Annotated in this window: 22 protein-coding genes; 9 read left to right on the top strand and 13 right to left on the bottom strand. The window is 61.6% G+C overall.

Going from position 1 to position 22,893, the window contains the following annotated elements; genetic code table 11:
- Nucleotides 1–31: 31 nt before the first annotated feature.
- From PX554_RS12855 to PX554_RS12825, 7 genes are all read right to left on the bottom strand, one after another.
- A complete protein-coding gene (locus PX554_RS12855; RefSeq protein WP_275502302.1) occupies nt 32–1,435 on the bottom strand; it encodes a multicopper oxidase family protein in 1,404 nt (467 codons plus the stop codon).
- A 5-nt stretch (nt 1,436–1,440) separates the two neighbouring features.
- Complete coding sequence (locus PX554_RS12850) at nt 1,441–3,462, bottom strand: NAD(P)/FAD-dependent oxidoreductase (protein WP_275502667.1); 2,022 nt, start codon at nt 3,460–3,462, stop codon at nt 1,441–1,443.
- Nucleotides 3,380–6,034 (bottom strand): TonB-dependent receptor, encoded by a 2,655-nt coding sequence (locus PX554_RS12845; RefSeq protein WP_275502301.1) that lies wholly within the window; start codon nt 6,032–6,034, stop codon nt 3,380–3,382. The genes PX554_RS12850 and PX554_RS12845 overlap by 83 nt, the downstream gene beginning before the upstream one ends.
- A gap of 96 nt (nt 6,035–6,130) precedes the next feature.
- Nucleotides 6,131–7,150, bottom strand: a complete 1,020-nt coding sequence (locus PX554_RS12840) for a FecR family protein (protein WP_275502299.1) — start codon at nt 7,148–7,150, stop codon at nt 6,131–6,133.
- 1 nt (nt 7,151) lies between these two features.
- Entirely contained in the window at nt 7,152–7,595 is a 444-nt protein-coding gene (locus tag PX554_RS26670; protein WP_420833450.1) for an RNA polymerase sigma factor, read from the bottom strand.
- Nucleotides 7,596–7,771: 176 nt separating this feature from the next.
- A complete protein-coding gene (locus PX554_RS12830) occupies nt 7,772–8,119 on the bottom strand; it encodes a hypothetical protein (RefSeq protein ID WP_275502297.1) in 348 nt (115 codons plus the stop codon).
- A gap of 548 nt (nt 8,120–8,667) precedes the next feature.
- Complete coding sequence (locus tag PX554_RS12825; protein WP_275502296.1) at nt 8,668–8,895, bottom strand: hypothetical protein; 228 nt, start codon at nt 8,893–8,895, stop codon at nt 8,668–8,670.
- Between the two features lie 202 nt (nt 8,896–9,097).
- On the opposite strand from PX554_RS12825, the gene PX554_RS12820 reads away from it, so the two are divergent.
- Both PX554_RS12820 and PX554_RS12815 read left to right on the top strand, forming a co-directional pair.
- Nucleotides 9,098–9,358, top strand: coding sequence for a hypothetical protein (locus PX554_RS12820; protein WP_275502295.1), 261 nt, complete (start codon nt 9,098–9,100; stop codon nt 9,356–9,358).
- Between the two features lie 734 nt (nt 9,359–10,092).
- Nucleotides 10,093–11,835, top strand: a complete 1,743-nt coding sequence (locus PX554_RS12815; RefSeq protein ID WP_275502294.1) for a ParB/RepB/Spo0J family partition protein — start codon at nt 10,093–10,095, stop codon at nt 11,833–11,835.
- Nucleotides 11,836–12,030: 195 nt separating this feature from the next.
- Here the strand turns inward: PX554_RS12815 and PX554_RS12810 are convergent, their stop codons facing one another.
- Complete coding sequence (locus PX554_RS12810; RefSeq protein WP_275502292.1) at nt 12,031–12,606, bottom strand: hypothetical protein; 576 nt, start codon at nt 12,604–12,606, stop codon at nt 12,031–12,033.
- Nucleotides 12,607–13,054: 448 nt separating this feature from the next.
- Between PX554_RS12810 and PX554_RS12805 the strand changes: the two genes are divergently transcribed.
- From PX554_RS12805 to PX554_RS12795, 3 genes are read left to right on the top strand one after another with little or no spacing between them, the layout of a single operon-like run.
- Entirely contained in the window at nt 13,055–14,275 is a 1,221-nt protein-coding gene (locus tag PX554_RS12805) for a M14 family metallopeptidase (protein ID WP_275502289.1), read from the top strand.
- Complete coding sequence (locus tag PX554_RS12800) at nt 14,272–15,210, top strand: HEPN domain-containing protein (RefSeq protein ID WP_275502287.1); 939 nt, start codon at nt 14,272–14,274, stop codon at nt 15,208–15,210. The genes PX554_RS12805 and PX554_RS12800 overlap by 4 nt, the downstream gene beginning before the upstream one ends.
- Entirely contained in the window at nt 15,194–15,781 is a 588-nt protein-coding gene (locus tag PX554_RS12795; RefSeq protein WP_275502286.1) for an RNA polymerase sigma factor, read from the top strand. Before PX554_RS12800 ends, PX554_RS12795 begins: the two co-directional genes overlap by 17 nt.
- Nucleotides 15,782–15,785: 4 nt before the next feature.
- Here the strand turns inward: PX554_RS12795 and PX554_RS12790 are convergent, their stop codons facing one another.
- The 3 genes from PX554_RS12790 to PX554_RS12780 all read right to left on the bottom strand — a co-directional run bounded on the left by PX554_RS12790 (nt 15,786) and on the right by PX554_RS12780 (nt 16,909).
- Nucleotides 15,786–16,043 carry a DUF6429 family protein gene (locus tag PX554_RS12790; protein ID WP_275502284.1) on the bottom strand — a complete coding sequence of 86 codons (258 nt, stop codon included), beginning with the start codon at nt 16,041–16,043 and terminating at the stop codon, nt 15,786–15,788.
- A gap of 75 nt (nt 16,044–16,118) precedes the next feature.
- Nucleotides 16,119–16,310 carry a DUF6771 family protein gene (locus PX554_RS12785; RefSeq protein ID WP_275502282.1) on the bottom strand — a complete coding sequence of 64 codons (192 nt, stop codon included), beginning with the start codon at nt 16,308–16,310 and terminating at the stop codon, nt 16,119–16,121.
- An 11-nt stretch (nt 16,311–16,321) separates the two neighbouring features.
- Entirely contained in the window at nt 16,322–16,909 is a 588-nt protein-coding gene (locus tag PX554_RS12780) for a hypothetical protein (RefSeq protein ID WP_275502281.1), read from the bottom strand.
- 103 nt (nt 16,910–17,012) lie between these two features.
- Here PX554_RS12780 and PX554_RS12775 point away from each other — a divergent pair, with 103 nt between their 5' ends.
- The gene (locus PX554_RS12775; protein ID WP_275502279.1) at nt 17,013–17,435 is read left to right on the top strand and encodes a WYL domain-containing protein; all 423 of its coding nucleotides are present in this window, start codon (nt 17,013–17,015) and stop codon (nt 17,433–17,435) included.
- 31 nt (nt 17,436–17,466) lie between these two features.
- Complete coding sequence (locus tag PX554_RS12770) at nt 17,467–18,150, top strand: DUF6624 domain-containing protein (RefSeq protein WP_275502277.1); 684 nt, start codon at nt 17,467–17,469, stop codon at nt 18,148–18,150.
- Nucleotides 18,151–18,242: 92 nt separating this feature from the next.
- Here the strand turns inward: PX554_RS12770 and PX554_RS12765 are convergent, their stop codons facing one another.
- Both PX554_RS12765 and traD read right to left on the bottom strand, forming a co-directional pair.
- Complete coding sequence (locus tag PX554_RS12765; RefSeq protein WP_275502275.1) at nt 18,243–18,473, bottom strand: conjugal transfer protein TraD; 231 nt, start codon at nt 18,471–18,473, stop codon at nt 18,243–18,245.
- Between the two features lie 37 nt (nt 18,474–18,510).
- Entirely contained in the window at nt 18,511–18,816 is a 306-nt protein-coding gene (gene traD / locus PX554_RS12760) for a conjugal transfer protein TraD (RefSeq protein WP_275502274.1), read from the bottom strand.
- 173 nt (nt 18,817–18,989) lie between these two features.
- On the opposite strand from traD, the gene traA reads away from it, so the two are divergent.
- Together traA and PX554_RS12750 are read left to right on the top strand one after the other, a co-directional pair.
- Nucleotides 18,990–21,998: a Ti-type conjugative transfer relaxase TraA gene (gene traA, locus PX554_RS12755; RefSeq protein WP_275502272.1), complete on the top strand. Its 3,009-nt coding sequence runs from the start codon at nt 18,990–18,992 to the stop codon at nt 21,996–21,998.
- Nucleotides 21,999–22,014: 16 nt separating this feature from the next.
- Entirely contained in the window at nt 22,015–22,779 is a 765-nt protein-coding gene (locus PX554_RS12750) for a DUF6118 family protein (RefSeq protein WP_275502266.1), read from the top strand.
- Nucleotides 22,780–22,893: the final 114 nt, after the last annotated feature.

Genomic DNA, 22,893 nt, shown 5'->3' with positions numbered 1-22,893 from the left:
TCTCGACCTGGATAGCGCTTGATGCGCGCTGTCACAGATACTCGACCATCTGCATAAGCCCCGCATCCATATGGACTTGCTGGTGGCAGTGAAACAGAGACAATCCTGGGTTGCTGGCAGTCCAGTCCATCTCTAGGGATCCGTACACCGGTAGTATGACGGTATCTTTCACAAGTCCGCTAACCGGTACGCCCGAAATGGCGGTGACTTCGAAACTGTGGCGGTGGAAGTGGAAGGGATGGGCTTCGCGCGTGGCGTTCATCAGGCGGAAGCGGTAGCGGCGCCCCTCGCGCACCTTGATCACCGGGGTGTCGGGAAAGCTCTTGCCATTGATGCGCCACAGGTCGAGGCCGCCCATGCTGGCAGGCGAGGTAAATTCTTTAGCGAAGACCAGCGAAAAAATCCCGTCCACCGGTGCGGGAGGCCGGGCCGCCGGATCGGTAAAGCGGCGGTAGCTCCAGTCGAAGCCCGGCGGCTCGCGCCAGACGGGCGCACCGCACATATTGGCATATTCCACCACCCGGGTCAGGCCCGCCGCCCGTTCGGCCGGATCGGTCGACCCCATTTGCCAGATGCCCGGATTGTTCATGTCGACGATGGCATCCACCCGTTCCGCCACGCCCAGTTCGAGCACGCGGACGGGGGCGGGATTGGGCACCGGCGTACCGTCCATCGCGATGACCCGGAACTGATGGCCCGGCAGGACGATGCGGACATTTTGCGTGGCGCTGGCATTGAGGAAGCGGAACAGCACCCGCTGCCCCTGCTTGACCTTGATGGGGTCCGCCGCGCTGCCCAGCCTGCCGTTGAAGGTCGCATGGGCATAATCGACCATGACATTGCCGATCGGCCGGCCCATCTGGTGGAAGCGACCCTGCCAGTGATGGATCGCCATGAAATGTTCCTGATCATGGAAACCCGGATCGGTGCCATCATCCACGAACAGGAAGCCCGACTGGCCTGAATAGCCACCCCGGTTGAGGTCGGTATGGGCCATCATATGGCTGTGGTACCAATGGGTGCCCGCCGGGCGGGGTACGAAGGCATATTCGCCCGACGCCCCGGCCTTGAGGATGGGGCTGCCTTCCTCTTCCGCGCCGTCCATCTCGCTCGACACATGCAGGCCGTGCCAGTGGACCAGTTCGTCCGCGCCGGAGCGGTTGTGCACCTGAATGCGCGCCTCTTCCCCCGCCTTCATCCGCAGCAGGGGGCCCGGCACGGTACCGCCATAAGTGGTGGTGGGGATGATCACGCCGCCGCCCAGGTCGAGATTGGTCTTCTCGATGGCGAAGCGGATCGGCTCCCTGGGGAACAGCAGGTTCCGGCCGCGCCGGGTGGCGCCCATCGCCACCAGCGGCACGGCCGATGCGACCAGCGCCTGGGCCATGAAGGCCCGACGCCCCAGCAATGCGCGCGAAATATCCTTGCCCTGCATAGCGCTCACTCGTCCCGCAATTCATCGACCGCGCGCGAGGCCATGCTGATGGCCAGCGCAGTGGTGTCGGTGCCACCGGCATCCGTATTGGCCACGGTAATCCGCCCGAAGCGCTTGCGCGCGCGCAGATGGGGCGGCTCGCCCCCCTGTTTCAGGAAATCGTCGTAGAGCGGGGAATACCAGTAAGAATAACCATGGCCCCAGCGGTTGACGGTTATGCCCGCAATGTCGCGCGCGGCATCAAAGCCATAGGGGCCAAGCGTCGCCTGCAACTGCTTGCGCGCTTCGCGCTCATAGGTTTCGAATGTCGTTTCATACATTTCGATCCGGCCCAGCCGGAACTGGTCCTTGATATGCAGGCCGGGCGAACCATAGCCGCGCAGCATCGACAACTTGGTGGGCTGGTCTGGGCTTTGCGAATGTTTGTGATCGCCCACCGACACCGGGAATTCGAGCGCGAGCGAGGCATAATAGCCCATCGGTGCGTTGATGAGGCAGGCCCCGGCGCGCTTGAACGCTTCCCAGTTGCGCAGCCAGACATTGACCCAGAGATTGGGCACATGGACGTTGTAGTGCAGCGCTTCACGCTGTTCCAACGGCATGTCCGGGCAGAGATAGGGAATGACGTGGAACCAGCAGGCCAACACGCAGCGATCGGCCGTCACCCGATGCACCTGATCGTCAGTCATGTAGACGATGTCGACCCCGTCCTGCCCCCCGTCCTGACCGGCGCGGGTCACGTTGCGGACATTGACGACCGTGGAATTGAGGCGGATGCGCGCCGTGTTGGAGGGGCGGTCGAGCTTGCTGTAATCGACCCGCTGCGTCATCGAATCCGCGACGCTGTTACCCGGCAGCGCCTGTGGCACCAGCTTGCGCACCAGCAGGCGGGCGATGGTCGCATTGCCTTCGGGAAAATGATAGCGCGCGGCGCGTTCGCGGCGCGGCGGCAGGTTCATGCCGTCAAGCCCGGGCAGATTGCGCATATAGCCTGCCAGCGCAGTCGTCGCGTCGAGGCCACGGCCGCTGCCAAACACGCGGTCGCGCAGATAGGTGACGACCATCGGATCGCATTTGGCGACCTGCGTCACGAAATCGGCGTAACTCATATAGGTCAGCTTTTCGACCTTCTGTTCCACCGTCACGCCAGGCAGATAATCGACCCGGTCATGATAGAGCCGAAATAAGTCCTGACGGACCGCTTCAGGCAGCGGCGCGTCGCGCATGAAGGCCACCCAGCGCGCATCCGCATCGGGCGGGACATTGGGGCTGTAGAGAAAGACGAAATCGGTCCAGGGCGCAGGATCCTTCAGCAGCGTATCGGCCCCGAAATTCTCGCGGTCGAAAAAGACCGACTGGCCCATGCCCTGACGGAAATAAAAGCCGGTATCGACATTGTCGCGGGCCAATGCGCCGACATCCACGCCGATGTCGGCGAACAGTTCGCGTTCGGCATCGGTGCCCGGTTCGTAGATGTTGAAGCTGCCCGCGTTGGACAGCCGCGTGTCGCCGCCGATGGTGAATTCGTTACGCTTGGCATGGCCGCCGAAATCATCATGATTGTCGAGGATCAGGACTTTCTTGTCCTTGCCCCAGCGCTTCTGGAAAAAATAGGCGGCGGCCAGTCCGCTGATCCCGCCGCCGACGACGACGAGATCATAATGTTGCGGATCGACCGCTGCCTTTGGAAGCGCGTCCATCAGCCAGCCTTCGCGCAGGGCGTGGCCATTGAGATAGGCGCGCGGCACGCCGCTGCCGCGCATACCCGTCAGGGCGGGGGGATAGCCGGGGTCGTCGGCCCCGGCATCCATGCCAGCCAAAGGCAGCGGCCGCCTGATCACGGACGCCTTGCCATCGACAATATCGTAACGGGGAATGTCGCTGTTCATTCCCAGGCCGGCGTCACCATGGGCGCCATGCCCCCCCTGATCCATCGTCATCCGATCAGAAACCCAGCTTGAGCGACATGTAATAATAGCCGCCATTGATGCCCAGTTGCTGCATCCCGGTATCGTTGAGGGCGACACCCGCAAACCGGGTGTTGAGCGGCACGACGCTGGGCCGCGCATCGAACAGGTTGCTGGCGCCGACGGCGATCTTGGACGATTCCATCAGCTTGTAGCCCAGTTCGACATTGGTCTGCCATTTGGGCGCATTGTACATCTCGTAGAAGACGGTGGTGGAATAGGCATCGGCCCCCGTCACATATTGACGCAGCGTGTTGACCTTACCCCAGCGGATTTCATGCAGATCGAAATCCCATTTCCCGGCCTCCAGATGGCCGCCGAAGATGAATTTGTTGCGGGGGAAATAGGTAGACAGGAAGGCCTGACCCTGCCGGGTCAGGAGCGACCGCCCGTTAAGGTCGATGCCGACGCGCTGTATCTTCGTCTTGTTGAAATTGGCCGACGCATCCCAGTCGACGGTGAAGCCGTCGAACAGGGTGCGGTAGTTGGCGACGATGTCCAGGCCGCGGGTGCGGGTGTCGGCGCCGTTGGAGAAATATTGGGCCGACACCGCCGAGGGCAGCACGCTGGAGTCCACGGTGATCCCCTGCGCGGCGAGCGCATCGATCGCCGCCTGCCCGTTATAGGCGCCGCCCTTCACGATGCGATCCTTGATCGAGATCTGATAACCGTCGATGCTGATCGTCATCCGGTCGACCGGGCGGAAGACCATGCCGAGCGAATAGTTGGTCGATTTTTCAGGCTTGAGCTGCTGCGCGCCCAGCAGGCGGGCCGCGATGGAGTTGACCGCCAGAACGCCCTGTGCCCCGTTGGGCGTGGTGCCCAGGCTGGTATAATATTGTTCCTGCATGTTGGGCGCGCGGAACCCATTGCTGATGGTACCGCGCACCGCGACCGCCGGGCTGAAATCATAGCGGACCGACGCCTTCCCGGTCAGCGTATCGCCCGCATCGCTATAATCCTCGTAACGGCCCGCGAGTGCCAGTTGCAGGCCGGGTACCAGCTTGGCCGACAGGTCGATATAGGCGGCCTTGATGTCGCGCGAGGCGCGCACATAGCTGCTGGGCTGAAGACCGGACTGCCCCTGCGTCCCCGCGCCATAATAGGAAGCCGGCTCGCCCGGGTTCACATCATAGGTATCGCGGCGATATTGACCGCCGATCGCGAAGTTGAGCGGTTCGGCCAGGCCCGGCAGGTCGATATAGCGGCGCAGACTGCCTTCCAGCGTGAGCTGCGAATTAGCGTAGGACATGACGTTGAACTGGGTCGGCGTGCTGCCGGTGTCATTGTAGAGATAGACGTTCACGCTGTCGTACAGATTATAGTCGGTATGATCTTCGCCATAGGTGGCGTTGAGATCCCAGTCCCAGCCCGACAGCTTGCCCTTGAGGCCGCCTGTGATGCTGAAATCATGTTCCGTCACCTGGCTGAGCGGGCTGAAGCCGTTGGGGAAGACCTGTGGCAGCAGGGTGGGTACGCGATAATTCTGGAACGACCCGGCCTTGCGATAGGCATAGGTCGCGAAGGAATAGAATTGGACGCTGTCCGACAGATTATAGCCCGCATTATAGGACAGGGCGATCCGGTCCTGTTCCGAATTGCCGAAGTAGCGGTTCACCTTCTCCCCCACGCGCGTGTCCGGCCCGCCGCGGTTGGTGTGATCCTGATGCCGATATTCGCCGCTCAGGCTAAGGAAGCCATCCTCCCCCAGCTTCGTACCCCAATTGACGGTGGAGGCGGAGGTGAAACCGTCGCCCTCATAATAAAGGCCGTTGTTGGTCGTGAGCGTCAGGCCGCTATCGTTATTCTTGAGGATGATGTTGATGACGCCGGCAATCGCGTCCGACCCGTAGATGGCCGCCGCGCCGTCCAGCAGCACTTCGACATGGTCGATGGCCGAAGTGGGGATGAGGCCGATGTCGACCGGCGCCGTGCCGTCTTCCGGCCCCGTCGCGTCAGTGATGACGGATGTGGTGTGGCGACGCTTGCCATTGACCAAGATCAGCGTGTGATTGGAGGTCAGCGCGCGCAGGCTGATCTTGTCCACCATATTGGCGTTGCCCGACGTGACGCTGGAGCGGGTGATCGAGGGCGAGAGCTGGACCAGCGCGTCGCGCAGATCCGCCTGACCCGTGGCGGCCAGCTTGTCGCCGCTGATCACCGTAATCGGGCTGGTGCTGGCGCTCGCCTTCTGATTGGGATCGCGCGTGCCGGTGACGATAATTGGTTCGTCCGCCTCCAGCGGCGCGAGCCGGGCAGAGGTGGCCGCAGGGGCGGCGGCGGCGGCAGTGGTGCCGACGAAGGTGAAGCTGGCGGGACGCGGCCGGACATCCTCATGCTTGACGAGGTAGACGCCATTGGCGCCCACAGTCCAGACAAGGCCGGTGCCCTTCAAAAGGCGGGCAAGCGCCTGAGGCACATCCATCGTGCCCTGAAGGGAGTCGGAAAAGCGCAGGGCACCGGTGGGCGGTGCCACGATGCTGACATTGGCCTGCCGCGCCAGTTCGGCAATGGCGCTCGACAGGCGCTGCGGCTGCACGCTGAAGCTGCGTTGCTGGGCCAGCGCCGGCTGGCTGAAGAACAGGCCAATGGCCGCACCGGCAAAGAGATAGGATCGCGCTCTCGACGTCATGATAAGTCCCCCTTCGATCGCCCGCCATTCTTTCGGGAGGGCAAGGGGGAAGATGCGGGCCGAATGCCCGATCCACACATGCCGGTCAAAAAAATCTCATCGCCCCTCGTGCGGGCTGAGCTTGATGCCCTGCGCGGTGCGCTCGACCTTCAGATCCAGCACCTGGGCGACAGCTTCGGCGAAGCCGACCGGGTCGTTCGAAGAAAAGCGACCGGTGATCGACATATGGTCGATGCCGGGTGCCAGCAATATCGGCGTGCTGCTGTAGCGGCGGAATTCCAGCGCCGCCTGTTGCAGGCTGGTTTCATTGAACGACAGGGTCGCGTCCAGCCAGGCCAGGGACTGGGCGAGGTCTGACGGCGACATTGTGCGCACCAACGGCTTGCCCTGCCCAAGACGGTCGACAATTTCCATATTGGCGTCCGCATAGAGCGCCTGCGCCCCCGCGTCCGGGCGGGATGGACCGAAACGGATGCGCCCTTCCTGCACCAGCACCTGTACCGCATCGTCAAAGGCGCGCACGGAAAAGGCGGTGCCGACGGCGCGGACGGCCCGGTCGGCATTGCGCACGGTAAAGGGGCGCGCACGATCCTTGGCGACCTTGAAAAAGGCCTCTCCCTCGATCAGTTCGACATCGCGTGCCTCCGGCCGGAACGCCACCCGCACCGCGCTGGCGGTGTTGAGCGTCAGGACCGAACCATCCTCCAGCGGAATGGTCCTGATCTCGCCATGGGCGGTCCGGTAAAGCTGGCCCGCTTCCAGCCCGCCCCGACCGCGAAGCCAGACCGATCCGCCCGCGACCGCCACGACGGACGCCGCCAGCCCGCTGAGCAACAGGCGCCGCCGCGCCATCCGGGCCGAGGCGGCTGCATAATCGTCGGGCACGGCCGGCAAAGGCGCTTCCTGCGCAGCAAGGGGAAGTGAAGGATCAAGCGCCATCGGCCGGTCCGCCTGCACGGCCTGGGTCCGCAGCAATATCGCCTTGGCACGGCCATAGGCGCCCAGATGGCGCGCATCCTGCTGCAGCCAGGTTTCAAGCTCCTGCTCCTCATCCTGATGCAGCGGGCGCAAATCCTCCCGTGCGGCCCAGTCGGCCGCGATCCGGTCGATCTCCATATTATTTCCGGGTTCGGACATGCCGTTCCCTATCCTCATCCTCACGCTTCGCGCGATCGGGACGGGAACCTTGCCTGCTCCGACCGAACATTGCCATCAGCCGCTCGACACCCCGGCCAAGATGCTTCTCGACATTGCTTTCGCTCATCTTCAGCCTCTGGGCAACTTCGCGCTGGGACAGGCCGTCAATCTTGCGCAGACGATAAACCTGCTGACACCGGGGTGGAAGCGAGGCTATGGCATCCTGAAACATTTGCCATTCCTGCCTCCCTTCGGCTTGGCGGTCTGGCAAGGGCTCGTCGGCTGCCTGATGCAAAATCTCCAGATCGCCAACAAGTTCAATAGGTACTACTTTCGAATGACGGATGTACTGAAGCAGGACGTTGCGCGCTATCTGGAGCAGATAACGCCGCGGTTCGAGAATATGTGTAACGCTATCGAGCATGATGAGGCGCGCATAGCTTTCCTGAATCACATCGTCGATATCGCATCCCGCCATGGTCCCAACACGCAATCGACCGCGCAGCCAGATTTCGTGGGGCAGGATATGATCGGCCAGCCATCGGGCACGCTCGCGCGCCTTATTGCGCATCGATAACTGACCAGGGATGGCGTCCTCGATCATGTTACCGCCCGGCCACCCCGCACAAAATCGGCGCGACGACAAATTTGTCGGTCGTTCGAAGAAATATAGGTATGCAGGATGAACTGTTTGAGTGACTGAAATTTTTGCCTCTGCAGGCTGCTTTGCACGGCTTTGCAGACGGCTCGCGCGGAAAACACAGCGTCCAGGGAAAAAGCGACAATAGCCTTGGGAAATATGGATTTGGTGGGGCTTCTGATGTCTTGCACCTCATCGAACAGATGCATGACGGTGAATGCACAACAGGAGTAATCAGGAATCAAGAAGTCATACAACGGGCTTCGAAGCCATGAAGCGAAGTAGCTTGAGCGAGGCGTCATCGACATGAAAAATTCCACTTCGGAGCAGATCAGGGGACGCGCTTTGTTCCTAGGCTTGCGATGGACGAAAAATCCATAAGTTAAGACGAAAAGACTGGTTAAATCCTCAATCGAAATGCAATGGTGCTTGCCGCATCTCTCAATCTGTCGCGCAATCTTGTGTGGGATTGGGAGCGCGGCGTGCAGCCTCGAAGTGGTCAGCCCTGCGGTTACTGCCGATCATCCAGGGACTGAAGGCGGTTACCTGACAGCCCATGTTGGTTCTCACATAAGATCGCGTGAAAAAAGGCCCGCCTCAAGACATGAGCAGGCCTTGTTAGGATAGCAGGCACAACCATACTCGCAGGTAAATCACTGCGTAACACTACAGAAGGAGTACTCCCGCCACGATCGCCGCGAAAATGCCATGGGGCGGGAGCAGGAGGACGATATCCGTGCTACAAGCTGGTGTCGAGAGCGGAACGGCGGCAACACGTATCCCGCTTAAACCGGCCGCTGCGTCGGGAGGCGGATAACGCAATGCCTGACCCGCATATATGCGGGTCAGGCAGGCATCATATGCCTTTCTTCAGCCCCGGCCGCGACCCGTCCCCATTGTATCGGCGCAATATTTGGACACCTTTGACCGCCCCATATCCGATTACAGCGAATGCGCCGACTTTCACCACGGCTCCCACCACCCGGGGCGTGACATAGCCCAGCACAGCGCCTTTCAGACCGCTGTCGCCATCCTGCTGGTCGATCTTCGAGCCGATAAAGGCACCAAATATCTCGGTGAACATGTCGGAAAGCCCTTGTTGACCCACATGGAGCGCGCAAATCAATTGAAGGTCCCGTCTCCTTTCCATTATGGACGAACGGTCCGAAAGAACCTCTGCCAATCGGCCTTGCGCATGCGGCCGCTCACCCTTGTTAACCACGGTCATACAGCGGAGATTCAGCGAGCCACTTCTCAATTGAGGCTATCTCGCAAAAGGAAAATTTGTGGACGCCGCGTCCATCATATCAGCATTTGAAGCAAAGCCCGGTGCAATGGCAGCTGAGCTTCATTGTGGTCCGGTTGTAAACCCGATCACCATTCACAAAGTGACCGCTCACGGCATCGTGTTTTCAGGGAAAGGGGTGCCTCCCCTGAACGAACCAGTCAGCGTCGTGGTCGGCAAGCTGGAAGCCAGCGGCATCATCAGTGCAAGAACCGAGAGGCGATGCGCGTTGCTGTTTCTGCGCCCATCCGCTCCTTGCTGAACGGCATTTGAAGCATGGACGGTCCTCCTCCTCCGGTAAGACGCGAAAATACAGGTCCCCCGCCTGGCTAGAGGCGCCATCATAGGTGGCAATATGGGGTGGTCGATTGACCCCGGCGTCATAGCCGGGGGGAGACGCCGGGGCCGATCGAAGTACGTCTTGACGGTGGAGACAGAAATCAAGACGCCTTAAGAAATTCCGGCATCATTATTAAAAACTCGTTAATGGCTTGTTCGTTCGCACTGCCTTTTTACAGATTACGCCAGTACCTCCCTTCCCGCCAGCGCTCAGGACGACACGCGAAAATATTATCCAATCTGGATGTCAGGAAGGAAGTCGGGCGTCCCCACGCCATGGCGCGGGCCGCGCTCTATTCCGCTTCACTCCACCGAGCCACGCTGCGCTTGTGTCTCGGCGCCTCACGGCGTGACGATCGCATGACGCGGGGGAAGTGGCTGCGCCGCTTCCATGCGTACATCGTGCATGCGCGCGATGGCGTAAAACCGGCTCCGGCAAGCGGTGTGGGCGTCGCTACCCTTTAGGCGCGTCGCGGCGGGCCGCAACCCGGCTGCGCCGGGTCTTTCTCTTCGTTCCAGCCCTACAAGCCACCCCATTGCGCAAGCGCAATGGGGACCCCGGGGGTGCAACCCGCCTCTGCCGCCGCGCCTGCCGGTGCGCTCTTGCCGCCCACCCCGCATTCCGGGGCCGGGATGATGCGAAGAGGAGTAAAGGACATGGAACTCAAGCATATCGACATTGCCCGTCTCTCGGTTTCGCCTGCCAACATGCGCGGGGGAAAGAAGGCTCCTGATCTGACCAACATCCTGCCTTCGGTGCGCGCACGGGGTATCCTCGTGCCGTTGATCGTGCGGGAGAAGGATGGTGACAGCTACGAGATCGTAGCAGGCAAGCGGCGCTATCATGCCGCATTGGCCATCGTGCAGGAGAGCGGGGCCGTCGATCCGCTGCCCTGTGCGGTGATGGAAGCAGGTGACGACGCGGCGGCGCTGGAAGCCTCGCTGATCGAGAATATCGCAAGGTTGGACCCCGATGAAATGACCCGCCACGAAACCTTCACCCGGCTTGTTCGGGAGGGGCGCAGCGTGGACGACATCGCTCTGACCTTCGGGTTGACTGCGCTACAGGTGAAGCGGACCCTTGCGCTGGGCAATCTGATGCCGCGCATCCGCAATCTCTATCGGGCTGATCGTATCGATGCCGTCACCGTGCGGCACCTGACCCTTGCCACGAAGGCGCAGCAGCGTGAATGGCTGGCATTGCTTGACAGCGAGAGCGACCAAGCCCCCTTGGGCCAGAACCTCAAGGCGTGGCTCATGGGCGGTGCGGCCATTTCCACCAAGGTCGCGCTGTTCGATGTTGCGAGCTATTCCGGCGAGGTCGTCTCCGACCTGTTCGGCGAGGACAGCTATTTCGCCTGTGCCGCCGATTTCTGGACGGCGCAAATGGCGGCGACCGAGGAACGCGCGGAAGCTTTCCGGGAGGCAGGTTGGCCGGAGGTTGTCGTGATGGGGCGCGGCGAATATTTCCACACATGGGAGCATGAGCGCTGCCAGAAGCAGAAAGGCGGTCGGGTCTATGTGGCGATCAGCCATCGCGGCGAAGTGACCTTCCATGAGGGCTACATCGCCGGGAAGGAAGCCCGTAAGCGCGAGGCAGGAGAAAACAACCTATCCAAGCCCGTGCGCCCTGAGGTCAGCGCTCCTATCCAGAACTATATCGATCTTCACCGGCATGCCGCCGTGCGCGCTTCCCTGATTTCGCAGCCTGCCATGGCCCTTCGCCTGATGCTGGCCCATGCCATTGTCGGTTCGCCCCTGTGGCGGGTGGATGTCGAGAAGCAGCGAGCCAATACCGATGCCATCGCGGAGAGCGTGGAGGCTAGCGCATCGGAAGCCATCTTTGATGCCAAGCTGCGCGCCGTTCTGGACCTGCTCGGCTTCGATCCCGAGACGCCCACCGTCACGGGCGGCTATGCAGGCGATCATGGCTTGCCGGGGCTGTTCAACCGCCTGTTGGGGCTATCCGATGAGGCCGTCATGTCGGTCCTCACTGTCGTCATGGGCGAGACGCTGACGGCGGGAAGCGCGATGGTCGAATTGCTGGGCGTGCTGCTCAAGGTAGATATGGCGGCGGTCTGGCAGGCCGACGACGCCTTGCTCGACAGCATCCGCGACAAGGAGATTATGGGCAAGATCGTCGCGGATGTCGCCGGTAACACGGTCGCAACCGCAAATGCCGGAGAAAGCGCCAAGGTCCAGCGGCAGATCGTGCGCGACTGCGTTGCCGGGACCAACGGGCGGGCGAAGGTTGATGGCTGGGTGCCGCGCTGGATGACCTTCCTGCCGTCCACCTATACTGAGCGGGGTGGCGTTGGCAGCGTCCAGCAGTGGAGTGAGATTGCCTCGTTGCTTGATACCGCAGAAACCGTGGATCAGCCGATGGCGCAAGCCGCTTGACCTTGCATGACCCCGAAGGCGGTATCGCCTCCGGGGTTTCTACCGCTCGGCGGGAAGAGCCACCAAGGACGAGCCTGACGAACGCAGATCTGAAAAACCGCTCCACCGCCAAAATGCCGGAGGAGCGGTTTTGCGATGAACGGAATATTTCACTGCTGTCCAACTACTGGGGCCATAGAAAGCCTCTCGCAACGGTCATTTCGAAGCTGTCCGGCTGTAACGGATGGGAAGCGGCTTACTTGTGCGCCGACCCGCGTCGGTGTTGGTCCAAATCATAGGCAGACTTGCAAACTGAACCGCGCCGTCAGCGATCCAGGCTTTATCATACAGCGTTGTTCGCTCCTGCGCGAAGTAGAACGGATCGCATGTCCGCCCCGCGACCGATTTTGGGACATTGAGCGCCCACCCCTTCAATCCGCAGCCATGCACCTCCCCATCGACCAGATTATACTGGGCTACGACTGCCTCGGACAGTGGCGTCAGCGTGATCGATGCCACCGTATGATGAAACAGGATGCCGTCCTCGTTCTTGTTCGTTTGGAGGTCTATGCCATGATAGTCCACGTCCAGCGTGGGTGTTTGACAGTCATTCTTGGCATATAATCGAGCACTGGCTTCTATCGCCCCGTCCTTGATGGCGATCCGGGTGATGATCCCATGTCGGCCGCCCTTGCCGATTGGAGTGCAATCCGAGGCCCAGTTTCCATCCAACCCTTCTGCTTGAATCGGTATAGCGACACTGACGGCTAATAAAGTGGCAAACAGGATCAAATGGGCCTCCCACTGCGATTCGAAGAAATTGAACTACCTGGTTGCGCTAAAGGCCAGCGTTTTTGACGGATAGGCGTCCATTCGCTGGCGCGAATAGTGCGCCAAGTGGCATTGACGATCGGCTCTCTTTGAAACCGAACCAAAGCCCATCGCTTCAGCCGACTCTTTGTTTCGTGGTCATTTTCTGATAGGCTGCCCATGCGTTGCGCACAGGGCAGCGCCGGGACTGCGAATCCTGATCCGAAATAGACTTCCTCGAAAACAGATCGTTTTCGGGGTGCCGTCGTATATGTCCAGGCCTTCGGGCTAAAAACGGCGGCGCATGTCTTCGGATCATGTTCGCAGCCCCGGTGACTCCCGTGCCCAGTGCGCGGGAGTTTCGGGACCGTATACCGCATCCGCCCCGTTCCTTCCGCCTCATCCGCCTGGATGCGGACCGGAGGTTCCCATGGACGAGAACCATGACAGAGGTGCGCCGACGCTTGCCGCTGACGCGAAGTATGATCGCGAGTTGCCCGATCACAATGAGATGCGAGACCGCGTTGTCGCCCGCGTGTTGCACCTCGATCGCTATCCCAGATTGGCGATCGAGCGCGCGGTGCGCGTGCTTCGCGCCTATTTCATCGATCGGCGCGACCGCGCACCCCGGCGCGGCACGCTCGAAGGCTTGATGTTGGTGGGCAAGAATGCCGATGCATCAGCAAGGATTACATGGGGCCGCGATCCACTCCTGTTGGAAATCTGGGCCTTCGTCGACCATGAGGCCTACAAGGGAAAGGAGCGCTATTGGGGCCGCGCCCAGGCCGTCCTCAAGTCCCAACTCGTGCGGGCCGTGGAGGTCGAGCTATCCGTCTTCACCGTCGATGAGGCCGAGCGCTTTGCCCTGACCAATCCATGGCTGGCGGAGCGCTATGAGGGCGGCATCGTCCTGTTCGATCGGACGATGGACCCGCCGCGAAATGCTGAAGGCCTAGCGGCCCACGACCGCATTACGGCGGCTCTGACAATTCTGGACGAGCCGCAACGGATCGCCTTCCAGCGCTACCGTGCTTATGGCCTCGACCTTGGCCGGATATCCCGCCCCCTGCGTACAAGCGAGGCCGAGGCGAGGATGATCCTTGCCGAGGCGTTCGGCACGCTTCTGGCCGAGATTGGCGACGAGGTGCGGCCACGATCCCTGCGTTCCCACCTTGGCAACCATCCCCGCCACAATCTCGATCTCTACCACCGCCCCGGCGACTTCGACCTCCTGCTTGCCGTCACCCTCTACCGCCGCGCCGTGGATCATGTCGGCATGATGGTCGAGGCCCATGCGCGCGACCGTGCCTCGAAGGTCGTGCAGGAGGCCGCCTATGCCACGGAGTTCGCGCTCAAAGCCCTGCTGCTCCATGCAGGCTACGGCGATGACTGGAACCGAAGGCATATCGGGCTCGATCTGGAAGCCGCGCTGAAACATGCTCGTGCAAATGGGCTTGGTCCGCCCAGCGCAGAACTCGAACGGCTGATTACGCCGTTATCGGACTATCATCACGGCGGCAGAGAGCCGGATCAGGCACAAGCGGTTCTCGTTGCACTCCCTCCCGCCGAAATCGTCGAAACGGCGGCAACGCTCGTTGCCGATGTGGGGACCATCACCGGCTACGCCGGTCTGCCGGGGGAGGAAGCATGATGCTGCATACCGACCTCGACCATCTCTCCGGTTCCATGCGCGAGGAACTGCGCCGGGTCACTGCCCTGTTGTTCGAGGGCTTCGATGACCTGTGCGCCCAAAAGCGGGCACAGCGCTACAGGACGGCCCGCATCGACAAGCTTATCCTCTACGGCGCGCACGCGGCCCGGGATCTGGGGGCGAGCCCCATACTCACGCCTGCGCCCATCCGGCTTCTGGTCATCGTCAACCATAACCGGATTGCTGCGCGCCGGGATGATTGGGCCCCGATCCGCGACCGCCTGCGGCGCGCATGGGAAGTGGGCGAGATACTTCACCCGGTCCGGCTGTGCGTTCACACGCTCAGCCATGTGAACCACGCCCTCGTTCATGGCGTCCCGTGGTTCGTCACGATCGCGAGCGACGGTATAGCGCTCTATCAGGCCAGCAGTGCGCGCCTCGAAGCGCCGCGAAGGCTGCCTGCCGCACGGCGGCGAGAGCGCGGGCATACCGAGTTCACACGCTGGTACGAACGGGCCGGTGATTTTCTCATAGGCGCTGCCTTCTTCGAACAGCGCGGCAATGCGCCGATGGCGGCCCTGTTGCTGCATCAGGCCAACGAGCATCTCTATCAATGCGTCGCCTGGTCGCTGACTCTCAATGGGCTACGCACGCACGCCCTCGACGAACTGCGCGAGGTCGCCGAATATCTCGACAGCCGTCTTGTCCTCGCATGGCCGCAGGAAACGCCGTTCGAGCGGCGTGTCTTCGGCTGTATCCGGCGCGCCTATGTCGAGGTCCGCTACGGGCGCACATACCGGATCGCGCCTGAAGAGGTGGCATGGGCAATGGATTGCACCGCCGCTCTCTACAAGCTGGTGCAGTCGGTCTGCGTCGAACGGCTGGATGCGCTGAATGAGATTTCGCAGGAGGCGGATCATGTGCAGTTCGCCTGACGCCACCTCCGACCCCACGGCGGAAATGCGTGCGGCCTATCTTGATGCCGTTAAGCGCCTGCCGGTGCTTTCCCGCGTGATACTAAGGATGCATCAGAACGACGATCTCGCTTTTGAAGAAATAGCCCGCCGCCTGTCCATCGAGATGACGGCCGTCATGGCCTGTTTGTCGGAGGCGTTGGCGATGATCGTCGCCATGCTCGATGGTGACAGGCCGAGGCGCTGGCGCGCCGCCCAGATCAGCCCCGCAGAGCGGGCGTTGCGCGAACGGCATCGCCACTATTGCGCTGATCATTTGCGCGCCATGGGCATCGACATACCAGTCATGTGGAAGCGACGGATGGACGATGACGTTGCGGTTGCCATCGTGCTGATCGAAACCTTGCCCGAACCGCTGCGGGAAACTGTCCTTCTCTTCTCTGCCGACAAACTGACCCTGGATCAGATCGCCGCGAAGATGGGGACCACGAGGGAGACCGTCGTCAAGCGCATGTCGAGCGTACTCGACACGATCGAGATTGGCCCAAAGCGCTTTGAGGATTGGTTGCGAACGCTGGGCGCTGACATCTGAAACATCAGCCGCCCTTGGCAAACATCCGGTTGAAAAGTTCCTCGCTGCGGCGGCGGCCTTCGGGTGTCAGCACGACAGATTTTGCCTTGCCCACCGGGTCGAGGATCAGATCCTGCGCATGCAGGCGATCCAGCGCGTCCCAGTCGAAGGATTTCCAGGCTCTCGCCGTGCCGAACAATCGGTCCTCGCTGTGCAGCGTGAGAAACATCAGCGCCAGGACCGCTTCATCGATCCGGTCGGTGTCGATATCCGCGTCTTCCATGCGCTATCTCCCGAGGGTATCGGGCAAGCATGATACAGCGTGGAGAAGCAGACGTCACGGAGCTGTAGAGGGCAGTCAGTCCGCCATGGTTGCAGCCGTTCGGGTCGCTTGTGCCGTTTCACCCTTGAGGGCAGCGGCAATCATCGCCGCCAGCGTCTCTTCCGCACGCGCGCGGACACCGATATCCTTCGCTTCGAGATCGCGCCGGACCCATTGCGGCGCACGTTCCACTACGGCGAGAATGATCGCCTGAAAATGTTCGTCCATGGCGCATCGCTCTATGCACCGCGAGACCTGTCGTCATCAAAAATTGCGGCCCAATCAGCATCGGCGCGATAACGTTCGAGTTGCGCTTCCGATAGCCACACGCGGGGATATTCCATCGGGCCATCACCTTCTCTTGCCGCTCCATGGTCCTTGCCCCTGCTTTGCGGTGGAACCACCCAGCCAAAACGTCGCCGCCGAAGCGCCCGCAATTTGGGCCTGAAATCATTTAAAACCGATGGTGGAAGCAGCGGCGCGCCGAAATTGTCGTCTATCCATTCCAGCACCAGCAGCGCGCCTTCGCGCGTGCGAAGATCGGCGACGCCCACGATGAGCAAGGCTTCGGCGAGATCGTCGAGCAGCAATCCCAGACGAAGAGCGGGCTGGCGCGCAATCAGCTTCTGCAGCAGATCATATCGTGGCTCGCCCTGTCCAAGCGCAGAAAATTTTGCCCAGAGATTCTGCTCTCCTCTGCTAAGACCCGACAGCGCGTAGAGGTCATAGGTATCCGCGCTGATCGTGAAATCCCGCCGAACGGCATTGCGATGAAGGCGCACGGCGTCATTACGCAGGACCATGGGAAAGGCGGGATCAATCAGCATTGCCGACTTGTATCACGTTCGGTCCAAGCCGGGACAGTATAAGAAGACAGGCATGGAGAGAAGAAGGCTTGCCCCAGCCTGTCGAACCGACAATGATTTGAGCATGACAGACCGGCCACGCAAAACTCTTCGCCTGAACATGCGTTCGCCGCAGTACAAAGAGGTTCAGCCACAGGTCATCCCGAGCCCGGCAGCCGAAGCGAAGTCTCCCGAAGAAAAGGAAGTGGATGCGCTCGCACTGGTCACCCAGGCAATCAAACAGAGGTTATGTCTGAACTGGGCTTACAACGGCACGACAATGGAAGTCGATCCGCAGGTCATCTATCTCAGAAAGGACAGCCTTTATTGTGATGCGGTGGTAACGCAGCGAAATGCCACGCAGGCGAGTGAACTGAAACTCGGGAGCTTCCGCCTCTCGGGTCTGCAACATATTGCCCTGATCGGGCGAACCTTGAGGCCTTGGCCGGGCCTCGATCTTGCCGATGCGCGCTATGGCGTCGTCCTGACCGTGCGAGATGACGCGTAACTTCCGAACACGCTAGACGGAAGGATCAACCATGATTTTCGCCTTGTCCCTCTTGCTTGCAGTCTCAGCGCCTCATTCGGCCCCGCCGGCCGAACAATTTGTGAGGCAAATTGAGCAAGCTTATAAAGATGTGGAAGCAGAAAATGCAAAGCTGCCGCCAGCGACGACCGTTGCCGAAAAGCTGATAAGACTTGGAAAGCTCGACCAGGCGGGCCGTATGGCCTTTATGAGGGTTGATCTTTCCGATTTTCCCGAAGCGAGTCGCGCATCCGTACGGCACCAGATTTTCGCGGAGATCGGGCGGCACGATCTCCAGTATCAGATTGAACTGAAAAAGCTGATGCCCGCTGAAGGTTGGTTTCGAACCAGCGTCTATGGCAAGGAAGCCGCCCGGGCCGCGTTCCTGATCGTCCAACATGCTGTCAACGACCAGGAACTGATGCGAAACACTCTTGTCCGGCTCGAAAAATTGGTCGCGGAGGGCGAAGCTGAGGGGCAAGCCTACGCAATGCTCTATGATCGCATCGCACTGGAATTTGATCATCGGCCTCAGCGATATGGCACGCAGGTCAGGTGCATTTCCGGCCAATGGCAGCCGAACGACCTTGAGGACCCGGCCAGCGTCAATGAGCGGCGCAAATCAATCGGTATGAACCAGACTGTTAAGCAATATCTTGAGATGTTCGACAATAGCCAATGTGCCGGGGCGGGTTGATCGATCGCATGCCGTCTCCTGAGCAAATCGCGCCGACTTATTTTGCGTAACTCTTTGCCCATTCGCTTTGTCCTGGCGGATGTCGATGCTCATCAAGCCTTTTCATTCCGGGGCATTTGCTTCTCCGTCTCGAACGCACGTTTGCCCTTACGCTTCCACAGCGCCAATGCCGTCGTCCGTTCCTCACCCCGAAGCCTCTCCGCACTCATAAGGAATGCGCCATATAGCGTGGCCCGATCATCGTCGGTGAGATCGACCAGTCCCGCTTTCACGATCAGCCCGCCCAACTCAATGAGCATCCTCGTTCTCTCACGCCGCTTCATCATCCATTCCCGCGTGTCCGTTCTCGCCTTTCGCGCCTCAACGCGGTGCCGCGCCCCCCTGAAGCGGTAGAGCGCCTTCCGACTGTAGCTCAGATCGCGGCGCAGGCTGGCGTGCCTTGCCCTGAAAAAAGACCGCGCCCGCCTTGCGCCAGCCCTCCTTTGTCGCGGCATCCTTGCTGGCGGCGGCGTGCAACAGCGCCCCGGCGAGCAAGTCAGCATCGAGAGCGTCGGCTCCGGTTGCCGCGACCAGTTCGCCAAGCTGGCGCACGCGGCGTTCCTTGATCGCCTTCGCCTTGTCGGCAAGGGCTTTCAGTTCCAAATCAAAGTCCTTGGGCTTGCGCATCGTAAAGTCTCCATTGAGTGACGATGCGATCATGATAGAAGAAGGCAGGCGGTAGCGCAGTAGAGTCGCTGGGACGGGATGACACCGCCTAGTCCCTGCTCGGATTTATTTCGAGGAGGGCGCGCTTATACGTCGTGCCGACGTGCGCTCAGGGTAGTAAATGGACGATCGTTATGGCGATCTTCCATTTCTCGGCTCAGGTCATTGGCCGCGCGCAAGGGCGCAGCGCCGTCGCGGCGGCGGCCTATCGTGCCGCCGAGCGCCTGCACGACGAACGGCTGGACCGCGACCATGACTTCACAAACAAGTCGGGCGTCGTCCACTCGGAAATCCTTCTGCCCGAAGGTGCGCCCGAACGCTTTGCGGATCGGGAAACGCTCTGGAACGAGGTCGAGGCGACCGAGAAGCGCAAGGACGCGCAGCTATCCCGCGAGGTCGAGTTTTCCATTCCGCGCGAGATGACGCAGGCCCAGGGCATCGAACTGGCCCGCGACTTCGTAGGCCAAGAGTTTGTCGAGCGCGGCATGATCGCGGACCTGAATATCCATTGGGATATTGGGGCGGACGGCATGGCGAAGCCCCATGCCCATGTCATGCTCACCATGCGCGAGGTGAACGAGCAGGGCTTTGGCGCGAAGGTCCGCGACTGGAACCGCACCGAGCTTGTCGAGCAATGGCGCGAGCGTTGGGCCGATCACGTCAACACGCGACTTACCGAACTGGATATAGACGCCCGCATAGATCACCGATCCCTGGAGGCGCAGGGGATCGGGCTTGAACCGCAAGACAAGATTGGCCCGGCCGCGCAGCGCATGGACGAGCGCGGGCTTGAGTCCGAGCGCATCGAGGATCACCGCGCCATCGCGCAGCGCAACGGCGAACGCATCATTGTCGACCCTTCCGTGGCGCTTAACGCGATCACCCACCAGCAAGCCACATTTACCAAGCGCGACGTTGCGATGTTCGTGCATCGGCATACGGACGGGAAGGACCAATATGACCGGGCGATGAGCGCCGTTCGCGCGTCGCCGGAGCTTGTCGCCTTGGGCAAGGACGGACGCGGCGACGAGCGGTTCACGTCGCGCGAGATGATCGAGACCGAGCAGCGGTTGCAGCGCGCCAGCGAATTGATGGCCGAGCGCGAACGGCATCGCGTGGATGAGAAGGACCGCGCCGCCGCCTTGGCGCAGGCCGAGCAGCGCGGGCTTGCGTTGACGGGAGAGCAGCGCGCGGCGTTCGAGCATGTGACGGGCGAGCGCGGCTTGAGCGTTGTCGTCGGCTACGCCGGAACGGGCAAGAGCGCGATGCTTGGCGTGGCGCGGGAGGCGTGGGAGCGCGCGGGGTTCGAGGTGCGCGGCGCGGCGCTGTCCGGCATCGCCGCCGAAGGGCTTGAGAACGGCTCCGGCATCGCGTCGCGGACCATCGCCAGCATGGAACATGGCTGGTCGCAGGGGCGCGATTTGCTCACGTCCCGCGACGTGCTGGTAATCGACGAGGCGGGCATGGTCGGCACGCGCCAGATGGAGCGTGTTCTTTCTCACGCCGAAGCGGCGGGCACCAAGGTCGTGCTTGTCGGTGACGCCGAGCAGTTGCAGGCGATCGAGGCAGGCGCGGCGTTCCGCGCCATCCATGAGCGTCATGGCGGCGTCGAGATCACCGAGGTTCGCCGCCAGCATGAGGATTGGCAGCAGGACGCCACCCGCCATCTGGCGACCGGCAGGACCGGCGAGGCGATCCGGGCCTATGCGGATCGCGGCATGGTCCATGCAGCCGAGACGCGCGAACAGGCACGCGGCGAGCTTGTCGAGCGGTGGGACCGTGAGCGCATCGCTATGCCGGATCAAACCCGCATCATCCTCACCCACACCAATGACGAGGTGCGCGAACTGAACGAGGCGGCGCGCGATCGGATGCGGGCGGCGGGCGAGCTTGGCGATGACGTGCTGGTGAAAACCGAACGTGGCGACCGCGCCTTTGCAACCGGCGACCGTCTGATGTTCCTCAAGAACGAGCGCGGGCTTGAGGTGAAGAACGGTACACTTGGCACCGTCGAGCAGGTGAACCAGCAGGGCATGACCGTCCGCACCGATGACGGGCGTTCCGTATCCTTCGATACGAAACATTATGCCCATGTGGATCATGGCTATGCGGCCACGATCCACAAGGCCCAGGGCATGACCGTGGATCGAGCGCATGTGCTGGCAACGCCGGGCATGAATCGTCACGGGGCTTACGTCGGCATGTCCCGCCATCGGGACGGCGTGCAGCTTCATTATGGTAGGGATGATTTCAAGGACGACTCCCGTCTTGTCCGCATCCTGTCCCGCGAGCGCACCAAGGACATGGCGAGCGACTATGCACGCGTTGATCCGGCCAAGGAATTTGCGGAACGGCGCGGCATCGGCCTTGGCGAGCGCATCGCGGAAATGGCCCGTGCAGGCGCAGAGAAGGCACGCGGGATCTTCGACGGGCTGCGCCTCTCCCTGCCCGGTCAGGATCGCGGGGCATCGGCCGCACCCGAACCCCGGCGCGGCATGTTCGACGGCCTCGACCTTGGCCGTTTCGTGTCCCAGCCCGATCCTGCCCGCCAGCAGCAGCACGACCGCGACCCGCAGCCGCTACGGGCAAGCGGCTTGCGCGGCGCGGTCGAGCGCTACGCCAGGGCGGTTGACGCGATCCGGCAGACCCGCGCGCAGGGCATCGACGCCATGCCCCACCAGCGCGAGGCGCTGGACAAGGCGCGTGAAGCTCTGGACGCGATCCGGCCCCAAGGCTCCACCGATTTGAACAGCGCGTTCCGGGGCGGCCCGGAACTGATCCGCGAGGCGGCGGAAGGGCGCAGCCAGGCCGCCATACGGGCGATGCAGATGGAAGCGGAAATCCGCATCGACCCATTCCAGCGCGCCGACCGCTTCATAGAGGGCTGGCAGCAATTGCAGCGCGCCCATGGGGAGTTGGTGCGCGACGGCGATTTCCGGGGCGCGAAAACCGCCGCGCAGCACATGGCCGACATGGCGAAGAGCCTTGAGCGCGACGCCCAGCTTGAATCCGTGCTGGGCCTGCGCAGCCGCGAGCTTGGCCTTGAGATCGGTCACGACATGGGCCGCAGCATCGGCCGCGACCTCGCCGCTTCCATCCCCTTCGATCATGGCCGCGACATCAGCCGCGGCATGGAACGATAAACCAGGAGGAAACGATATGGACGACAATGACGAGACGAAGCCGAACCAACCGGGCCGTGAGCCGCAGGCGGGAACAGCGGTGGAGGCGTTTGCGCGCCTTGTGGCGCGCGTGGCCGAGATGGAGGAACGGCTTGAAGGGCGCATGGCGATGATGACCCACGCCCTGGAGCACGTCGCCGTCGAGAAGCAGAGCCTCGACGTTCCCGACTACAATCCCACGCTGGGCCGAATCAACGGCGATATCGCGGAGTTTGCCAAGCATATGAAGGCGATCAAGGAGTCCGAAGCGCTCAAGATGACCCCGGAGAGCATGGCCGAGCGGATCATAGCGGCGGCGGAAGCCGCGCGCGAGGCCGACAGGATCGCCATCAAGGACGCGCGGGAGCTTCATCGCGAGGCCATCGCCGCCATGAACAGGGGCATCGGCACGCTCCGCACCAGGGAGGAACAGCGGTGGCATATCCTCTATGCCATCAGCGGGACGATCCTCGCCATTTCGCTCCTATGGCTATTCTATCCGGGTTGGGCAGCCAGCCTTGGCCCGCAAAGCTGGCATTGGCCCGAACGGGTCGCGCGGCACACCATGGGCGAGCCGACGCTGTGGAATGCAGGCATTCGTATGATGCGCGCCGGGAACCCGGAGGGATGGCAGGCTATCGTGGATGCCGCCAACATGCGGCAGGAAAACCGCGACGCCATCGCCGCATGTCAAAAATCTGCTAGCACAACCAAACGGAAAATACGATGTACCATTAAGGTGGGACAAAGGATAAAATATTGAATTTTATCAGTTACTTAATAATTCATGCTATAAAAATGTATCGGGCTTGACGCTCTCTCTAACCGATGAGATGTATATAGCACGGCAATATTCGCCGTAAAAATACTCTGGAGA

The sequence above is a fragment of the Sphingomonas pollutisoli genome (genome assembly GCF_029167165.1).
In the GTDB taxonomy this organism is placed as follows: Bacteria; Pseudomonadota; Alphaproteobacteria; order Sphingomonadales; family Sphingomonadaceae; genus Sphingomonas; species Sphingomonas pollutisoli.
Note: the sequence above shows the minus strand (reverse complement) of the source record. Positions and strands in the feature narration are given on the sequence as shown.